Here is a 14,838-nt window from a genome sequence, read left to right as displayed (position 1 = left end):
CACGCCCGTGACCTGGCGGCCGGCGACTTCAACCCGGCCACCGGCGACCAGGACCTCTTCGTACGCTGGTCCGACGGCGAAGTCACCGCCTACGAGAACATCGGCGCCAACCAGCTCAAGTCCGAACACCGTTTGAGCCCCGCCAAGTCGAGCTTCCGCTCCAGCGCCCTGGCCACCGTCGGTGCCTTCGGCGGTGACACCGCCCGCAACGACGTCGTCGTCGCGTGGCCCAACGGCCGCCTCACCCTGAACGGTGACACCACCACCACGTCGCTGGCCCGCGAACGCACCCTGGTGCCCGCCGCCTGACCAGCGCCCGGCCGTACTGTCGGGGGAGGTCTTCCCCGCCGTCGCCGACACGACGCAGCTCGCGCCGGAGGCAGCCAGACCCCCGAATCGCGCGAACCGCGGAGCCGGGCACCGAGAGGTGCCCGGCTTTCGTGTGTGAGCGAGCAGGGCGCCGGGTGCGCCGCGGCCGTCCCCGTCCAGGAATCCTTGACGGGGACGCGCTGACTCGTACGGAGAATCCGCTTTTCTGCGCCCGGACCTCCATGGACGCAGACCGAACCAGGAAGAGGAGACCGTGCGCGTCGGCTCATATCGTCGCCGGCCGCGCTGCGCGGGCTGCTGCCGTGGCGGCAGCCCTGCCCGCGACAACGGTGCAGGCCGCCGGGAGCGCGGACACCGACAGGTCCGCGGGGCAGTGGCGAGCCCTGAAGTCCCGGGCGAACGGCAGGTACGTCACCGTCGAAGCCGGCGGCAGCGGCGATCAGCAGGGCAGACTCCGGGCCCACGCCGACCAGGCCGGGTCCTGGCAGCAGTTCACGCTGCACACCGGTGACAAGGGCGGCACCGTGAGCCTGCGCCCCGATGCGACCGGGCTGTTCGTCAGCGCCGAGGCCAAGGGCGCGGGAAGCCACAGCGGAATGCTGCGCAACCGCGGGGCGAAGATCACCTCCTGAGAGAAGTTCCTGCTGGTGCCGCAGCCCGACGGCACCTTCGCGCTGAAGTCGAAGGCGAACGACAGGTTCGCCAGCACCGAGGTCAACAGCGCCGACGGTGACTACGGCCTGCTGCGCGCCCGTTCCGACCGCGCCGGCGGCTGGGAGTGCTTCACCGTCGAGCGGGTGGACGCGGTGCGGACGGCCCCGGCCGCCCCGTAGGCCCGCTCCGGACAGCCCGCCCGGCCGGCCGCGGAGCCCCGGCGCCACCCGTCGCCGGAGTCGCATCTTCCGCTTTTCGGTGGTGTGGTTGTCGTGCCGGACCGCATCCCTGCCCGGGAAGCTGGGCAGTCTCTCCGGAGGTGAGGCGGACGGCTTCGGTGGTCGCGCCCGCCGCCCGGCCGAGCGCCCCCGGTGGCTCTTAACTGCGCGTGGGTGAACGGAAGTTCGTATAGAAGCGCGCTGGTGTGCGAGCGTCCCCCTCGGGGGGAGGTGGCGCGGGGTGGCGAAACGCCGAAGTGGGTCGGTACCCCACCCCCGCAACAACTAGCGTGCGTGCTCCGTGAACTGCCGACGGCCGATCCGGAGAGCGCCGATGCCTGCTGCATTCCCCCAGGGGACTTCCGCCACCCAGGAGGCCCCGGGGCCCTCCGGGCTCCTGGGCCCCCATGGTCCCCAGGGGGCGGACCCCGCGCCGGCGGCCGCCCGGCGCCGGGAGCGGGAGGGCGGGCGGCACGGCCGGGCCGCGTTCCCGGAGACAGCCGCCGATTCGGCCATACGGACCCGCCTGGTACGGCTCGCCGCCGTGCCCTGCCTCCTGGTCGCCGCCGTCTGCTCGGCCGCCACCGCCTTCGTCGTACGGGTCGGCGGCACCGGGCTGACCAGCCGTGAGTGGGCCGTACTTCTCGGTGCCTGCGTCCTGGTCTGCGTCATCGTGACGGCCGCCGGCACCGCGGCCAACAACGAGGCGCGCGCCGCCGTCGCCCGCCACGCCCGGCTGCGCGAGGTGTGTGCCCGCAGCCGGCACGACCTCGACGACCTGCTGGACCGGGTCCGGCAGGGCGAATGGCTCCAGCCGCGGGAGAGCGGACCGGCCACGCCGCCCCCGGGGGACAGCCTCGACCTGCTCGCTCACGAGGTGACCGCGGTGGGCCGGGCGGCCGAGACGGCCGTCGTGGACGCGGTGGCCGTCGCCCGAAGCCACGCCAGCGGCAACGAGCAGAAGGTCGAGGTGTTCGTCAACCTCGCCCGGCGCCTGCAGTCCCTGGTGCACCGCGAGATCGAGCTGCTGGACGAGCTGGAGAACCAGGTCGAGGACCCCGACCTGCTCAAGGGGATCTTCCACGTCGACCACCTGGCCACCCGCATCCGCCGGCACGCCGAGAACCTCGCCGTCCTCGGCGGCGCCATCTCCCGCCGCCAGTGGAGCCGCCCGGTCACCATGACCGAGGTGCTGCGGTCCTCCATCGCCGAGGTCGAGCAGTACCCGCGCATCAAGCTGGTGCCGCCCATCGAGGGCACCCTGCGCGGCCACGCCGTCGCCGACGTCATCCACCTGCTCGCCGAACTCGTCGAGAACGCCTCGGTCTATTCCGCTCCGCACACCCATGTCCTGCTGCGCGCCCAGTTGGTCACGGCGGGCCTCGCCGTCGAGGTGGAGGACCGGGGCCTGGGCATGTCGACGGCCGAGCAGACCCGGATGAACGGACTGCTCGCCGACCCCGACCACGTCGACGTGGCCGAGCTGCTGAGCGACGGGCGCATCGGGCTCTTCGTGGTCTCCTCGCTCGCCCGGCGGCACGGCATCGTGGTGCGGCTGCAGAGCAACATCTACGGCGGTGTGCAGGCCGTGTTCGTCGTACCGAAGGGCCTGCTGGGGCCGGAGTCCGAGCAGCCGGGGGAGGGCGAGCAGTATGTGGACTCCGACTCCGGAGAGATCACCCTGACGGTGTCCGAGCCGCCCGCCCTCCCCGACGCCGGGTACCGGGCCCCGCACGACGACGCGCCCGGACCGGCCGGGCCCGCCTCGCCGCGCGGACCGCGCCGCAGGCTCGTACGCGCCGCGCACGGAGCGCCGGCCGCCGGGGCAGCCGCCGGAGCGTACCAGGACGTCGCGTACGGCGACGGGGCGTGGCCGAGCGCGCCCGGGACACCGCACGCCGGCACGCGCGCCCCCGCAACGCCGGCCGGCGGCCCGGCACCCGCCGGCGCCCACCGGGCCCCCGGCCCCCACGACGGCGACGGCCCGCACCCCGCCACGCCCGGCGCCGCCGACCCCGGCCCGGTGCTCCTGCCGCCCGCCCCGCCCACCGCGGCGGACGATGGCGCCCGGCCCCGCCTGCCCCGCCGCCGCAAGCAGGAGCACCTGGTGCCGCAGTTGCGCGGCGAGCCGATCCTGCCGTCGGCCGGCCGCCGCGACGGCCGGCCCGAACCCGAGCACGACCCCGGCCTGATGGCCGCGTTCCGGCGCGGCATCAGCCTCGCCGACGAAAGCTACGGCAGCCCCGCCGACCACGACGGTTACGACAGTTACCGGGCCGGCGCCGACGCCGGTCACGACAGGCCCGAACCCCGCCGAGGAGACGACCGCGACCATGGTGAGTGACGTGCACGCGCAGGCACATGCGCACCTGCAGGCAAGCCGGCACACCGACCTTTCCTGGCTGCTGACCGGACTCGTGAACCGCGTACCGCACGCGACCAGCGCCCTTCTGCTGTCCTCCGACGGCCTGGTCAAGGCGGCACACGGCTTCGACCCGGACAGCGCCGACCACCTGGCCGCCCTCTCCTCCGGCCTGTACTCCCTGGCCCGCAGCGCCGGAGTGCGCTTCGGCAACGGCGACGACGTGCTCCAGGTCGTGGTCGAGCTGGAGTCCACGTTCCTGTTCGTCTCCACGGCCGGATCGGGCGCCTGCCTCGCCGTGCTGGCCGGCCGGGAGGCCGATGTGGCGGTCCTCGGCTACGAGATGGGGATGCTGGTCAAGAGCGTACGGCCCTACCTGGCGACGCCGGTGCGACAGCAGGCCCCGGCGGGTGGTCGCTGACCATGGGCGTACGGCGCCGCCGCAGAGCGGGCCGGGAGATCCCGTGGCTGGACGACGAGGCCGGCCGCCTGGTCCGTCCGTACACGGTCAGCAACGGCCGTACCCGGCCGACCGCCCACTTCGACCTGCTGACCATGGTGATGGCCACCGGCAAGCGGCCCGTCACCTGCCAGGGCCCCGACTACGCCCAGGTACTGGGGCTCTGCGGCGGGCCGGTGTCGGTCGCCGAGATCGCCGCGCACATACGCCTGCCCGCCGTGGTCACCAAGGTCCTGCTGGCCGACTTGGTCGACTGCGGCGCGCTCGCCGCCCGCGCGCCGGTGCCGGTGTCCGCCTGCGGGGCAGGCCCCCCGAACCGTACCGACCGAGCCCTGCTGGAGGCGGTGCTGCATGGACTTCGCAAACGGCTCTGACGCCTTGGCGGCCGACGCCCGGCTGCCGACCGCCGCGGGCTCGTCCCCCGCGGCGCCCGCCGCCGGCTTCGCCGCCGACCCGTTCCCGCTGGCGCTGAAGATCCTGGTGGCCGGCGGCTTCGGCGTCGGCAAGACGACCTTCGTCGGCGCGGTCAGCGAGATCGAGCCGCTCAGCACGGAGGAACTGCTCACCCAGATCAGCGTGGGCACGGACGATCTGGCCGGTGTCGAGGACAAGAACACCACCACCGTCGCCATGGACTTCGGCCGGATCACCCTCAGCCGCGAGCACATCCTGTACCTCTTCGGCACACCGGGGCAGGAACGCTTCTGGTTCATGTGGGACGAGCTGTCCAACGGGGCCCTCGGCGCCGTCATCCTCGCCGACACCCGCCGCCTGGACCAGTGCTTCGCCGCCGTCGACTTCTTCGAGCGGCGCGGCATCGCGTTCATCGTCGCGGTCAACGAGTTCGACGGCGCGTACCACTACACACCGGACGAGGTACGGAGCGCCATGGACCTCGCCCCCGACACGCCGGTCGTGCTCTGCGACGCCCGCCAGTGCAGTTCGTCCACCCAGGTCCTGGTCTCGCTCGTCCAGCACCTGCTCACCCCCGCCCCCGCCGCCACCCCGGAGTTCCCGTGACCCGTCCCGTCCCGCGCGTGTCGTACGCCTCCTACGACCCCACGCGTCATCTGCTGCTCACCCCGGAGGACCCCGAGGCGCCGGCCCGCGTGGCCCGGCTGCGCGCGCTGGGCATCGGCGACGCGCCGCTGCCCGCCTTCGACGCGTTCGCGCGCAAGCTGGCCCGCACGACCCGGGCGCCGTACGCCATGGTCAACTTCATCGACGAGCACCGGCAGTACTTCGCCGGCCTCTACACCCCCGACGACGAGCAGGCACCCGTCGAACTGGGCCCCGCGCCGCCGAGCGCCCAGCCCGGCCGGATGATGGCCCGCGACCACGGCTACTGCCCGCATGTCATCGTCCGCCGCAAGGCCCTCGTCCTGGAGGACGTGTGCGACTATCCGCGTTTCGCGGGCAACCCGGTCGTGGACGAGATCGGCATCCGCTCGTACCTGGGCGCGCCGCTCATCGACCGTACGGGGATGGCGCTGGGCACGGTCTGCGTGGTGGACCTGGAACGCCGCCCGTGGGGACGCGAGGGCCTGGAGACGATCAAGGCGATGGCGGCCGAACTCGTCGAGCAGATCCACCGCATGGAGCAGCGGGGCGCCGAGGAGGACTGACGGCGGGACGGGCCTCGGGACGGATGGAGCCGACCTCGGGCCGGGGGCGGCGGAGCCTCCGGGCCGGAGGGAGGGGATTCCGGGCCGGGCGGCGGGAACCCCGGGCCGGGGGTGGCGCGGCTCCCGGGAAGAAGACCCGCGCCACCCCCGGCCGGGCCCTAACCGGTCGGCTGCAACTCTGTCCGCTCCCGCAGGAGGGAGATGCGGCGTCCGGTGACCGCGGGTTCGGTGGCCCGGTCGTCCTCGGTCTCGGTGAGGTCCGACGGTTCCCCGCGGACCAGACTCGCCAGCCGGCTGGACCACTCGCCCTTGGCCGTGCCGAGGGCCAGCTCGCCCAGGCGCAGCAGTTGGACGTCGGTGGTGCCGGCCGGGGCGAAGATGTGGTGGGCGTCGCGCAGGAAGCGTTCCACCGGGCGGTCCGTGAACAGCCCGCAGGCGGCGTGGATGTCCATCGCGTCACGTGCCGACTCCAGGGCGGTCTCCACGTTGACCAGCTTGGCGTTCATCAGCTCGGCGTCGCAGGGCAGGCCCTGGTCGAGCAGGTGGACGGCGTGGTAGGCGGCCAGCCGGGCGGTCAGCAACCGGGACTGGACGCGGCCCAGCTTGATCTTGATGTTGCCGAGGTTCGCCAGCGGCTTGCCGTAGCGTTCCCGCTCCGCGCAGAAGCGCGCGGTCTCGTCCAGCACCGCCTGGTGGATGCCGAGCGACACCGCGGTCAGGTTCGGCCGCCCGTACAGCACGCTGGAGGAGTAGGCGACGGCCAGCCCGTCGCCCTCGTCGCCGAGCAGGTTCGCCGCCGGCACCCGGCAGTTGTCGAAGAACAGCTCGCCGAAGCTGAAGCCGTGCAGCCCCATGGCCTGCTGCTGCGCGCCGACCCGCAGGCCCGGCCGGTCCGCCTCCACCAGGAACGCCGACAGGCCCCTGGAGCCCTCACCGGTCCGTACGACGACGCCGTGCAGGTCGGCGACGTGGCTGTTGCCGACGTAGATCTTGCGGCCGTCGAGGACGTAGTCGTCCCCGTCGCGGACCGCCCGGCTGGTCATGCCGAGCACATGGCCGCCCGACTGCGGCTCGGTGACGGCGATGGTCGGCAGGCAGGCACCGGTGGCGACGGCCGGCAGCCAGGTCTTCTTCTGCTCCTCGCTGCCGAAGTGGATGATCTTCGCGGCGCCGAGCTGGGACGCCTGCACCATGGCGCCCATGGCGCCGCTCACCCGGGACAGCTCCTCGATGACCAGGGTTTTGGCCAGGTGCCCGGCGCCCATGCCGCCGTAGGCCCGGGGGACGGTCGCACCGATCCACCCCTGGCGGGCGATCAGGCGCGACAGGTCGTGGCAGACGGTACGGGACGCCTCCATCTCGGCTATCCGGGGCCGGACCTCGCTCTCGGCGAAGTCCCTGACCCGGTGCCGGAGTGCTTCGTGCCGCTGGTTGGTGAAGTAGCGATGCAAGACGAGCCTCCTCCGTCGAACGCCCCCGCGCTGTGCTGCTCTCCGCCTGCCTGCCGGGCGGCGCACCCGGAAAGTGCGCCGCCGGTCGCCCTGGTCTGCGACCACGCCGTTCCGGACCGTCATGGGTTGCTTACCTCGTGCAATACCCGTTGGCATACCTGCTGCACGGCGCATAAAACATCAACACCGTGCATTTATGCGAGCAATGGGAGCGCGCGGAACCACTTCACCACCCCTGTGGTTTACGGTGCGTGCAGCACGTCCGGCGGTGTTCTCGTGGGGTGGCGAGGGGAGGCGCGACACCGGTGGCCCCCGGCCCCCGCCGCCCCCTCGTTCCCAGGTCCCGCACCCAGCCGACCATGGAGTCCGGCAGCCTCTGGAGGCACCTCATGACCGACGATCTGCGCCTGGGCGTCATCGGCTTCGGGATGCGCGGTGATCTGGCGCGCACCGCTCACCGGCCGGGATACGGCGCCCGGGTCGCCGCCGTGGCCGACCCCGACCCGGACGCGTTGGCGTACGCCGCCCGGCGCTTCCCCGGCGCCGAGACCTTCGCCGGCCACCGGGCGCTGCTGCACCACCCCGGCCTCGACGCGCTCCTGCTCCTCACCCCCGACCACACCCACGCGGACCTGGCGCGCCAGGCGCTGCGCGCCGGCCTCCCCGTCTTCGTGGAGAAGCCCCTCGCCACCTCCGTCGAGGACTGCGACGCGATACTGCGCACCGCCCAGGAGACCGGTACGCGTCTGTACGTCGGCCACAACATGCGCCACATGCCCGTCATCCGCCTGATGCGCGAACTGATCACGCGCGGCGACATCGGCCGGGTCCGGACCGTGTGGGTACGGCACTTCGTCGGGCACGGCGGCGACTACTACTTCAAGGACTGGCACGCCGAGCGGCGGCACACCAACGGGCTGCTGCTCCAGAAGGGCGCGCACGACCTGGACGCGCTGCACTGGCTCGCGAACGGCTACACGCGGCAGGTGCAGGCGCTGGGTGACCTGACGGTCTACGGCGATCCCGGCATGCGCCGGGCGCCGGGGGAGCCCCGGCCGGAGGACTGGCTGGCGCACGACGCGCACTGGCCCCCCGGCAGCCAGCGCGGCCTGAACCCGCGGATCGACGTCGAGGACGTCTCCCTGGTCAACATGCGCCTGGACAACGGGGTGCTGGCCGCCTACCAGCAGTGCCATTTCAGTCCTGACTACTGGCGGAACTACACCGTCATCGGCGACGCGGGACGCCTGGAGAACTTCGGTGACGGGCCGGGCGGCTCGGTACGGGTGTGGAACTCCCGCCAGTCCGGCTACCGCGCCGACGCCGACGCCGCGTACGAACTTCCGGCCAGTGAGGCGGACGACGAAGCCGGGCACGGCGGCGCCGATCCGCTGCTGATGGACGAGTTCCTGCGGTTCGTCCGGCACGGCGGGCCGACCGACACATCACCGGTCGCCGCCCGGATGGCGGTGGCGGCCGGTGACCGGGCCACCGCCTCGCTCCGCCACGGCGGCACCCCGTACGAGGTGCCGCCCCTGGACCCGGAGCTGGTGGACTACTTCGAGCGCGGCCAGACCAAGGAGGGGTGAGCCTCCTCCCTCAGTCGGCCGCCCCGCAGCAGGAATCGCGCCGGTGCTGCCGCCCGACCTCCAGCCAGTCCACCGCGCCCGCCCCGGCCGCCCTGACCGCGCGGCTGTCCGGCGCGGGGAAGGACGCCACCAGTTCGTCCTGCTCGTAGAGCCGCCCGCCCCGCAGCACCGCCGCCGTGCGGACCAGCGTGTCGAAGTCGGTGAACGGGTCACCGTCCACGACCACCAGGTCGGCCAGCTTGCCCTCTTCCAGCGTGCCGAGGTCGCGGTCGGCGCCGAAGACGCGGGCGGGCAGGGCGGTGGCGGTGCGCAGGGCCTGCGCCGCGGTGAGCCCGTAGCGGTGCAGGGCGCGCAGCGCCAGGTGCAGATGCAGGCCGACCGGTGTCAGCGGCTGGTCGGTGCCCAGGGCGACGAGGCCGCCGCCGCGCAGCACCCGCCGGTAGACGCCGATCTCGGTCTTGAGGTCGCCCAACTGTTTCGGGGTGGGCCGGTGCCCCGCGTTCTCCCGCGCCAGCGCGGCGTCCCACGGCGGCATGAGGGTCGTCACCCGGTCGTCGTCGGCGAGGTCGGGGTCCTCGCCCAGCAGTACGGAGGCGGTGAAGGGGGTGGCGATGAGGTGGAAGTCCGTACCGGTGTAGATCTCCTCCACGTCCTGGTAGGCGTGGCCGGTGGCGGTGACGGCGTGCCCGAACTCCAGCCGCTGGGTGGCCTGGAGATGGGTCGTCAGGTCCTGGCCGAGTTGTACGCCGGGCGACAGCAGGTGGCTCCCGGACCGCACCCCCAGCCGCTGGTGCGCGAAGCGCGCGGCCTCCTCCATGATCCAGCCGGGGGCCCGTACGTACGTCTTGACGAAGTCCCAGTCGAGCGCGGCGCCCCGCTCCAGCGACCGGCGCAGGCCCTCCCGCGTGGCGTGGGCGCGGCCCATGCTGTAGGCGACGCGACTGCCGTCCAGCAGTTCGCCGCAGGCCAGCAGCCGCGGACCGGCGAGCGTGCCGGCGGCGACGGACTCCCGGACGCGGGCCTGTTCGTAGGAGAAGCCGCCGAAGGAGACGGCGGTGGTGATGCCGTAGGCGAGCTGGAGAGCGGTCTGGCGGCCGCCGTACGTGGTCTGCCAGGGATGGGTGTGCGAGTCCCACAGACCGGGGATCACGGTGCGCGCCGAGGCGTCGACACGGCGGGCGGCGCGCCGGCCGGCGGCCCGGCCGTGCGGCTCGACACCGGTGATCCGGCCGTTGCGCACCACCACGTCGACGTCCTCGCGCACCTCTTCGCCGGTGCCGTCCCAGAACCGGCCCGCGTGCACGACCGTGTCCCGGGCGCGCGAACCGCGGTGGTCCAGGGCCACCCGGACGGTCCGCGCGGGGCCGCCGTCCAGGCCGGTCAGCCGCAGCCGGCCGGCCGACAGGTACAGCAGGGTGCGGGAGTCACCGGACCACGACGGGTGGTCGGCGCTCTCGTCGGTCAGCCGGCGCGGCGCGCCGTCAGGAGTGCCGTCCGGGCGCACGGGCAGCACCCACAGCGCGGATTCGGCGATCAGCGCCATCCACCGGCCGTCCGGGGACCAGACGGGCCCCGAGTCGTAGCGGTCGGCGATCGACCGCACCGTGTGCCCCGGGTCCGGGGCGTGCAGCCGGACCTCGCCGGTGCGGGTGTCGACGATCCGGATGAGGTTGTAGCCCTCGCGAAAGCGCCGGTTGAGGCGGTTGCGGTCGCAGAAGGCCACGTAACGGCCGTCCGGGGACCAGCTGGGACGGCCGGGCACACCGCCGCCGCCCAGCGGGGCGGTCGGTGTCTCCTTGCCGTCGGCCAGATTCCGTACGATGAGATTTCCGGACATGTCGATCGCGGCGAGCCGCCTGCCGTCCGGGGACAGCGCGGGCTGCACCCGGCCCCCGCCGGCCAGCACCGTCTCCGCACCGGTCGCCAGATCGTGCCGGCGGACCGCGAACAGCCCGTCGCGGTCGTCCGCGTACACCAGGGAACGGCCGTCGCGGGCCCAGCTCGGCCCGAGGACGTACCGGGTGGCGCCCGCCCGGACGAGCCGCCGCAGCCGGCCGCCCGAAGCGGACACCAGCCACAGCGAGTCGAGGGCGGCGAAGGCCACCTGGCGTCCGTCGGGGGAGAGCGCGGGCAGGTGGACGCCGCGCACCGGCCGGACGCCCGTGCGCTCGAAACCGTAGTCCTTGGCCTCGTAACGCGGCCGCCGGACCGGCATCTCGGCGGTGAAGGGAATGGTTTCCGCGCCGTCCGGCGCGGCGGGCCGCACCACCGTGAACTGCCCGCCCACGGTCAGCAGCAGCTCCTCGCGCGAGACCCAGCGCGGCGGTACGGGCTCCACGTCACCGTCCACCGGAACCACCGCGCCGTCCACGACGAGGGCGCAGGTGGCGCCGGGGCGCTCGGTGGTACGCAGATAGGCGAGCCGGGGGGCGCCGCCCCGCGCGGCGGGCGCCAGGGCCGGGACCATGGCCTGGGTGCCGGCCGCGGCCGTGTGCTCGGTGACGACCGCCCCGTTGCCGTCGGCCCGTACGGACGCGACGGTACGGCTGTCCAGGGAGGTGCCGGACACCGCGCCGCGCACGAACCACAGCCGTTCGCCGTCCGGCGACCAGGCCGGGTCGAAGTCCTCCCACGCGCCGCCCTGATGGGGCCCCTGCTGTCCGGCCAGCCCGGTCACCCGGGTCAGCTTCCGCGTCCGTACGTCCAGGACCCAGATCCGGTACGGGCTGCCCGCCACCGGATCACCGCCCCGCTCGGACGCGAAGGCGATCCGGGTGCCGTCCGGCGACCAGGCGGGCCCGCGGTCGTCCCACGGCCCGTCGGTCAGTTGCCGCAGGTCCGAGCCGTCGGGACGCAGCGTCCACAGGTGGAAGCCGCCGCCGCGGTAGGCGCAGACGGCGAGGCGGCTGCCGTCGGGGGAGAAGACCGGCCGGGTCGGTTCCAGGTCCGGCGGGGTGAGCGCGCGCGCCTCGCCGCCTGCGCGCGGGACGGACCACAGGACGTTCTGGATCTCGGCGACGAGCCGGTCGCCGGCGGGGGAGAGGGTGGCGGCGCCGTTCGTGGCGGCGGTGAACGAAAGGGTCGGCAGACGGGCGGCTTCGGCGGCGCGGGCGGCGGGGGCGAGCGGTCCCGGCAGCGCGGCCAGGCCCGTGACCGCCGCGGCGGAGGCCGTCCCTTGCAGGAAAGTGCGCCGGGAGAAAGGCCGCGGAAGGCGCGCGGCCCGGGAAGCGTCCTCGGATCTGTCCGTGGTGTCCAACGGTCCTCCAGCCATGGGGGGTTACGTGGGTCGGTGGCCTGGGGCGAGCCGACCGATCGTGTCACGCACCGATGGTCCGAGGTCAACACCCCGCGGCGCGCGCCTCGGCGAGTCACGGGGGTGGAGGAGGGGCCGGGGGACGGAGATCCGCGGCCGGCGCGGACCGCCGGCCGTCCGGCGTCACCGGGCGAGGAAGCCGGTGATCCGCTCGCGCAGCGACCGGGCGTCCAGGCCCTGGCCCGCCAGATGCTCGTCGAGCTGTCCGTAGCGGCGCAGTTCCCGGCGGCCGACGCCGAGGCCGAGGACGCGGTGCGGCACCTGCTCCAGCGCGTCGTTCGCGTGCCGGGTCGAGGTGCCCTCGTGGTACGGCTCGACGATCACCACGTCCGCCGCCGTCGCACCGGCCACCGCGGTCCGCAGCGCCGCGGCGTCGAAGGGCCGGACGGTCGTCGCGTACAGCACGGTCACGTCCAGGCCCTCGGTCGCGGCCAGGACGTTGTCCAGCATCGGCCCGACCGCCAGCACGACGCCGCCGGTCCCTTCGCGCACCGTCAGGAAGCGTGCCCCGTCGACCGGTCGCGGTGCCGCATTGGTCTGCACGGACAGCCGTACGTAGACCTTGTCGTCACCGGCCGCGGCGGCCCGCCGCAGCAGCGTGTCGGCCTCGTCCGGGTGGCCGGGGACGTGCACGGTCCAGCCGTCGAGGGTGTCGAGCAGGGCGATGTCGCCCGGTGCCATGTGGGTGAAGCCGCCGGCCGGCCAGTCGTACGAGCCCGCCGCGCTCACCAGCACCCCGCCCACGTCCTGGTGCCCGAAGTCCAGCTTCACCTGCTCGAAGGGGCGCTCCACCAGGAAGCTGGCGAAGGTGTGCACGACGGGCCGCATCCCGGCCAGGGCGAGGCCGCCGCCGACCCCGACGAGCAGCTGCTCTCTGATGCCGACGTTCACCACCCTGGCGGGATGGCGTTCCCGGGCGGACCGGAAGCCGTCGACGCCGATGTCGGCGAGGACGACCGCCAGCCGCGGGTCCTCGTCCAGGAGCTGGGTGGTGACCGAGGCGAAACGTTCGCGCATGGTGTCCATCAGAGTGATCCTTCTCGAAGTCGGTGCGTGCTCGGCGATGTGCTGCGGTGCGGGACGTGCGGATACGGATACGGCTGTGCGTACGGACGGGGTCGTGCGTAGGCATGGAGCCGTGCGTACGGACGGGGCCGGGCGGCGTGCCTCAGGCCGCCGCGGCCTTCGGCTTCGGCTCGCCCGAGTACTCCTTGGCCTCCACCCGGGCCACGACCGCGTGCGGCCGGTCCGGATGCGGCGCGGTGAACGCCGCGTACAGGGCCTCGTGGTCGCGCCCGTCCACGGTCACCGCCGACCAGCCGGCGGCCTCGAACCGCGAGGCGATCCCGCCGCGCCAGCCGTGGCTCGACGAGGTGTTGTCGACGACCAGCGTGTGCAGCCGGGACAGGCCGGCGGCGCCCGCGTACGCGATGGCCTCGTGGTTGCTGCCCTCGTCCAGCTCGGCGTCGCCGATCAGGACCCACACCGCCGGATCGGTCAGGTTCCGGGCCCGCAGGCCCAGGGCCGTGCCCACGGCCAGCGGCAGCCCGTGCCCCAGCGAACCGCTGCCGATCTCCGCGCCCGGCACCAGCACCCGGTCCGGGTGGTGGCCGAGCGGCGAGTCGTACGAGCCGAAGCCCGGCAGCCACGCGGTGGGGAAGAAACCCTTGGCGGCCAGCACCGCGTAGTAGGCCATCGGGCCGTGGCCCTTGGAGAGGAGGAAGCGGTCCCGGCCCGGGTCCTGGGCGGTGGCGGGGGAGACCCGCAGCACCCGGTCGTAGAGCACCCACAGGGCGTCGAGGGTGGAGGTGGCGGCCGGGCCGTGCTTCTCGTCACCGGTCATCAGGCTCATCAGGTGCGGGAGTTCGCCGAAGCCGGCGTCGTGCGCGGCGGTCCCGTGCAGGGTCGTGTGCGTCATGGAAAAGAGCCTGCAACTTCAAGTCCACTTGAAGTCAAGCGCTACTCTGGCGGGCATGACCTCACCCCACGACCGGCTCCCGATCGGCGAGCTCGCCGGGCGCAGCGGGCTGGCCGCCTCCGCGCTGCGCTACTACGAGCAGCTTGGCCTGATCCACTCCGAGCGCACGGGCGGCGGACAGCGCCGCTTCACCCGCGCCACCCTGCGCCGCATCGCCTTCATCCGGGCGGCCCAGGCGGTCGGGCTGTCCCTGGAGGAGACCAGCGCGGCGCTGGCCAGGCTGCCGCGGGACCGCGCGCCCAACGCCACGGAGTGGAACAAGGTCGCCCGTACCTGGACCCGCCGCATCGACCAGCAGATCGCCGAACTCCAGGAGCTGCGCGGCCAGTTGTCGAGCTGCATCGGCTGCGGCTGCCTGAGCCTGCGCAAGTGCGGCCTCTACAACCCGGGCGACGCGGCGGCCGTGAGCGGGGCGGGCGCCCGCTACCTGCTGGGCGACCGCCCCGAAACGGTCGGCGTCGAGACGCCGGGCGTCAGACCTGACCCGGCTTGAAGACGTCCTGCTCGATCAGGAGCTTGTCGATCCTCGCCTTGTCCACCCGGTTGGTGACCTCCTCGACCTCCTGCCGGTCCCGTACGCACTTGGCCAGCGTGAACGCCGACGAGACCACGAAGACCAGACCGAGCCCGAGGAAGCCGCGCTCCCAGGCGCCCACGGGCAGCTTGGCGATCCCGACCATCAGGGCGGCCAGGGACAGCCCGAACGAGATCGCGGACTGCACGAAGAAGGCGGTGGTCGTCGGCCGCTGTATCGATGGAGTGGTCATGCGCGTAGCGTCCCGCCAGGGTGCCGGGGGGGGCGGGGGGGGCGGGCCCCACCGCCCCCCCCCCCCCCGGCGGCCCCCCCGCCCGCGCCGC

Annotated in this window: 14 protein-coding genes and 1 pseudogene; 10 read left to right on the top strand and 5 right to left on the bottom strand. The window is 73.8% G+C overall.

Going from position 1 to position 14,838, the window contains the following annotated elements; genetic code table 11:
- The 8 genes and pseudogenes from ACZ4QV_RS13720 to ACZ4QV_RS13685 form a co-directional block, all read left to right on the top strand.
- A pseudogene (locus ACZ4QV_RS13720) lies at window positions 1-309 on the top strand (hypothetical protein); the annotation flags it as partial.
- 323 nt (window positions 310-632) lie between these two features.
- Window positions 633-962, top strand: a complete 330-nt coding sequence (locus ACZ4QV_RS13715) for a fascin domain-containing protein (RefSeq protein ID WP_361592654.1) — start codon at window positions 633-635, stop codon at window positions 960-962.
- Between the two features lie 15 nt (window positions 963-977).
- The gene (locus ACZ4QV_RS13710; RefSeq protein WP_361592657.1) at window positions 978-1,163 is read left to right on the top strand and encodes a hypothetical protein; all 186 of its coding nucleotides are present in this window, start codon (window positions 978-980) and stop codon (window positions 1,161-1,163) included.
- 373 nt (window positions 1,164-1,536) lie between these two features.
- A complete protein-coding gene (locus ACZ4QV_RS13705) occupies window positions 1,537-3,546 on the top strand; it encodes an ATP-binding protein (protein ID WP_361592660.1) in 2,010 nt (669 codons plus the stop codon).
- Window positions 3,536-3,985, top strand: a complete 450-nt coding sequence (locus tag ACZ4QV_RS13700; protein ID WP_361148126.1) for a roadblock/LC7 domain-containing protein — start codon at window positions 3,536-3,538, stop codon at window positions 3,983-3,985. The genes ACZ4QV_RS13705 and ACZ4QV_RS13700 overlap by 11 nt, the downstream gene beginning before the upstream one ends.
- A 2-nt stretch (window positions 3,986-3,987) precedes the next feature.
- Entirely contained in the window at window positions 3,988-4,398 is a 411-nt protein-coding gene (locus tag ACZ4QV_RS13695; RefSeq protein ID WP_206503149.1) for a DUF742 domain-containing protein, read from the top strand.
- Entirely contained in the window at window positions 4,376-5,044 is a 669-nt protein-coding gene (locus ACZ4QV_RS13690; RefSeq protein ID WP_361148124.1) for a GTP-binding protein, read from the top strand. The genes ACZ4QV_RS13695 and ACZ4QV_RS13690 overlap by 23 nt, the downstream gene beginning before the upstream one ends.
- On the top strand, window positions 5,041-5,649 hold the full coding sequence (locus tag ACZ4QV_RS13685; protein WP_361592665.1) for a GAF domain-containing protein: 609 nt from the start codon (window positions 5,041-5,043) through the stop codon (window positions 5,647-5,649). The genes ACZ4QV_RS13690 and ACZ4QV_RS13685 overlap by 4 nt, the downstream gene beginning before the upstream one ends.
- A 158-nt stretch (window positions 5,650-5,807) precedes the next feature.
- Here the strand turns inward: ACZ4QV_RS13685 and ACZ4QV_RS13680 are convergent, their stop codons facing one another.
- Window positions 5,808-7,100 carry an acyl-CoA dehydrogenase family protein gene (locus ACZ4QV_RS13680; protein WP_361148121.1) on the bottom strand — a complete coding sequence of 431 codons (1,293 nt, stop codon included), beginning with the start codon at window positions 7,098-7,100 and terminating at the stop codon, window positions 5,808-5,810.
- A gap of 389 nt (window positions 7,101-7,489) precedes the next feature.
- Here ACZ4QV_RS13680 and ACZ4QV_RS13675 point away from each other — a divergent pair, with 389 nt between their 5' ends.
- Window positions 7,490-8,689 carry a Gfo/Idh/MocA family protein gene (locus ACZ4QV_RS13675; protein WP_361592669.1) on the top strand — a complete coding sequence of 400 codons (1,200 nt, stop codon included), beginning with the start codon at window positions 7,490-7,492 and terminating at the stop codon, window positions 8,687-8,689.
- Between the two features lie 10 nt (window positions 8,690-8,699).
- On the opposite strand, the gene ACZ4QV_RS13670 is transcribed toward ACZ4QV_RS13675, so the two are convergent.
- The 3 genes from ACZ4QV_RS13670 to ACZ4QV_RS13660 all read right to left on the bottom strand — a co-directional run bounded on the left by ACZ4QV_RS13670 (window position 8,700) and on the right by ACZ4QV_RS13660 (window position 13,920).
- Window positions 8,700-11,945 (bottom strand): amidohydrolase family protein, encoded by a 3,246-nt coding sequence (locus ACZ4QV_RS13670; protein ID WP_467762911.1) that lies wholly within the window; start codon window positions 11,943-11,945, stop codon window positions 8,700-8,702.
- A gap of 180 nt (window positions 11,946-12,125) precedes the next feature.
- A complete protein-coding gene (locus tag ACZ4QV_RS13665) occupies window positions 12,126-13,028 on the bottom strand; it encodes a transketolase family protein (RefSeq protein WP_361148117.1) in 903 nt (300 codons plus the stop codon).
- Between the two features lie 142 nt (window positions 13,029-13,170).
- The gene (locus ACZ4QV_RS13660; protein WP_467762910.1) at window positions 13,171-13,920 is read right to left on the bottom strand and encodes a transketolase; all 750 of its coding nucleotides are present in this window, start codon (window positions 13,918-13,920) and stop codon (window positions 13,171-13,173) included.
- A 55-nt stretch (window positions 13,921-13,975) separates the two neighbouring features.
- On the opposite strand from ACZ4QV_RS13660, the gene soxR reads away from it, so the two are divergent.
- Entirely contained in the window at window positions 13,976-14,473 is a 498-nt protein-coding gene (gene soxR, locus ACZ4QV_RS13655; protein WP_361148113.1) for a redox-sensitive transcriptional activator SoxR, read from the top strand.
- Here soxR and ACZ4QV_RS13650 read toward each other — a convergent pair.
- Window positions 14,454-14,747, bottom strand: coding sequence for a YiaA/YiaB family inner membrane protein (locus ACZ4QV_RS13650; protein WP_467762909.1), 294 nt, complete (start codon window positions 14,745-14,747; stop codon window positions 14,454-14,456). The two genes, soxR and ACZ4QV_RS13650, sit on opposite strands and share 20 nt — an antisense overlap.
- Between the last annotated feature and the right edge of the window lie 91 nt (window positions 14,748-14,838).

It is taken from the genome of Streptomyces sp. NPDC026394 (genome assembly GCF_055567735.1).
The sequence above is the reverse complement of the archived record's forward strand: the minus strand, read 5'-3'. Positions and strand labels throughout refer to the sequence as shown.

What these genes read in the sequence shown, in the direction of transcription:
- ACZ4QV_RS13705 (WP_361592660.1), top strand. Translation starts at nt 1,537, where the DNA reads ATGCCTGCTGCATTCCCCCAGGGGACTTCCGCCACCCAGGAGGCCCCG.
- ACZ4QV_RS13700 (WP_361148126.1), top strand. Translation starts at nt 3,536, where the DNA reads ATGGTGAGTGACGTGCACGCGCAGGCACATGCGCACCTGCAGGCAAGC.
- ACZ4QV_RS13695 (WP_206503149.1), top strand. Translation starts at nt 3,988, where the DNA reads ATGGGCGTACGGCGCCGCCGCAGAGCGGGCCGGGAGATCCCGTGGCTG.
- ACZ4QV_RS13690 (WP_361148124.1), top strand. Translation starts at nt 4,376, where the DNA reads ATGGACTTCGCAAACGGCTCTGACGCCTTGGCGGCCGACGCCCGGCTG.
- ACZ4QV_RS13675 (WP_361592669.1), top strand. Translation starts at nt 7,490, where the DNA reads ATGACCGACGATCTGCGCCTGGGCGTCATCGGCTTCGGGATGCGCGGT.
- ACZ4QV_RS13665 (WP_361148117.1), bottom strand. Translation starts at nt 13,028, where the DNA reads ATGGACACCATGCGCGAACGTTTCGCCTCGGTCACCACCCAGCTCCTG.
- ACZ4QV_RS13660 (WP_467762910.1), bottom strand. Translation starts at nt 13,920, where the DNA reads ATGACGCACACGACCCTGCACGGGACCGCCGCGCACGACGCCGGCTTC.
- soxR (WP_361148113.1), top strand. Translation starts at nt 13,976, where the DNA reads ATGACCTCACCCCACGACCGGCTCCCGATCGGCGAGCTCGCCGGGCGC.
- ACZ4QV_RS13650 (WP_467762909.1), bottom strand. Translation starts at nt 14,747, where the DNA reads ATGACCACTCCATCGATACAGCGGCCGACGACCACCGCCTTCTTCGTG.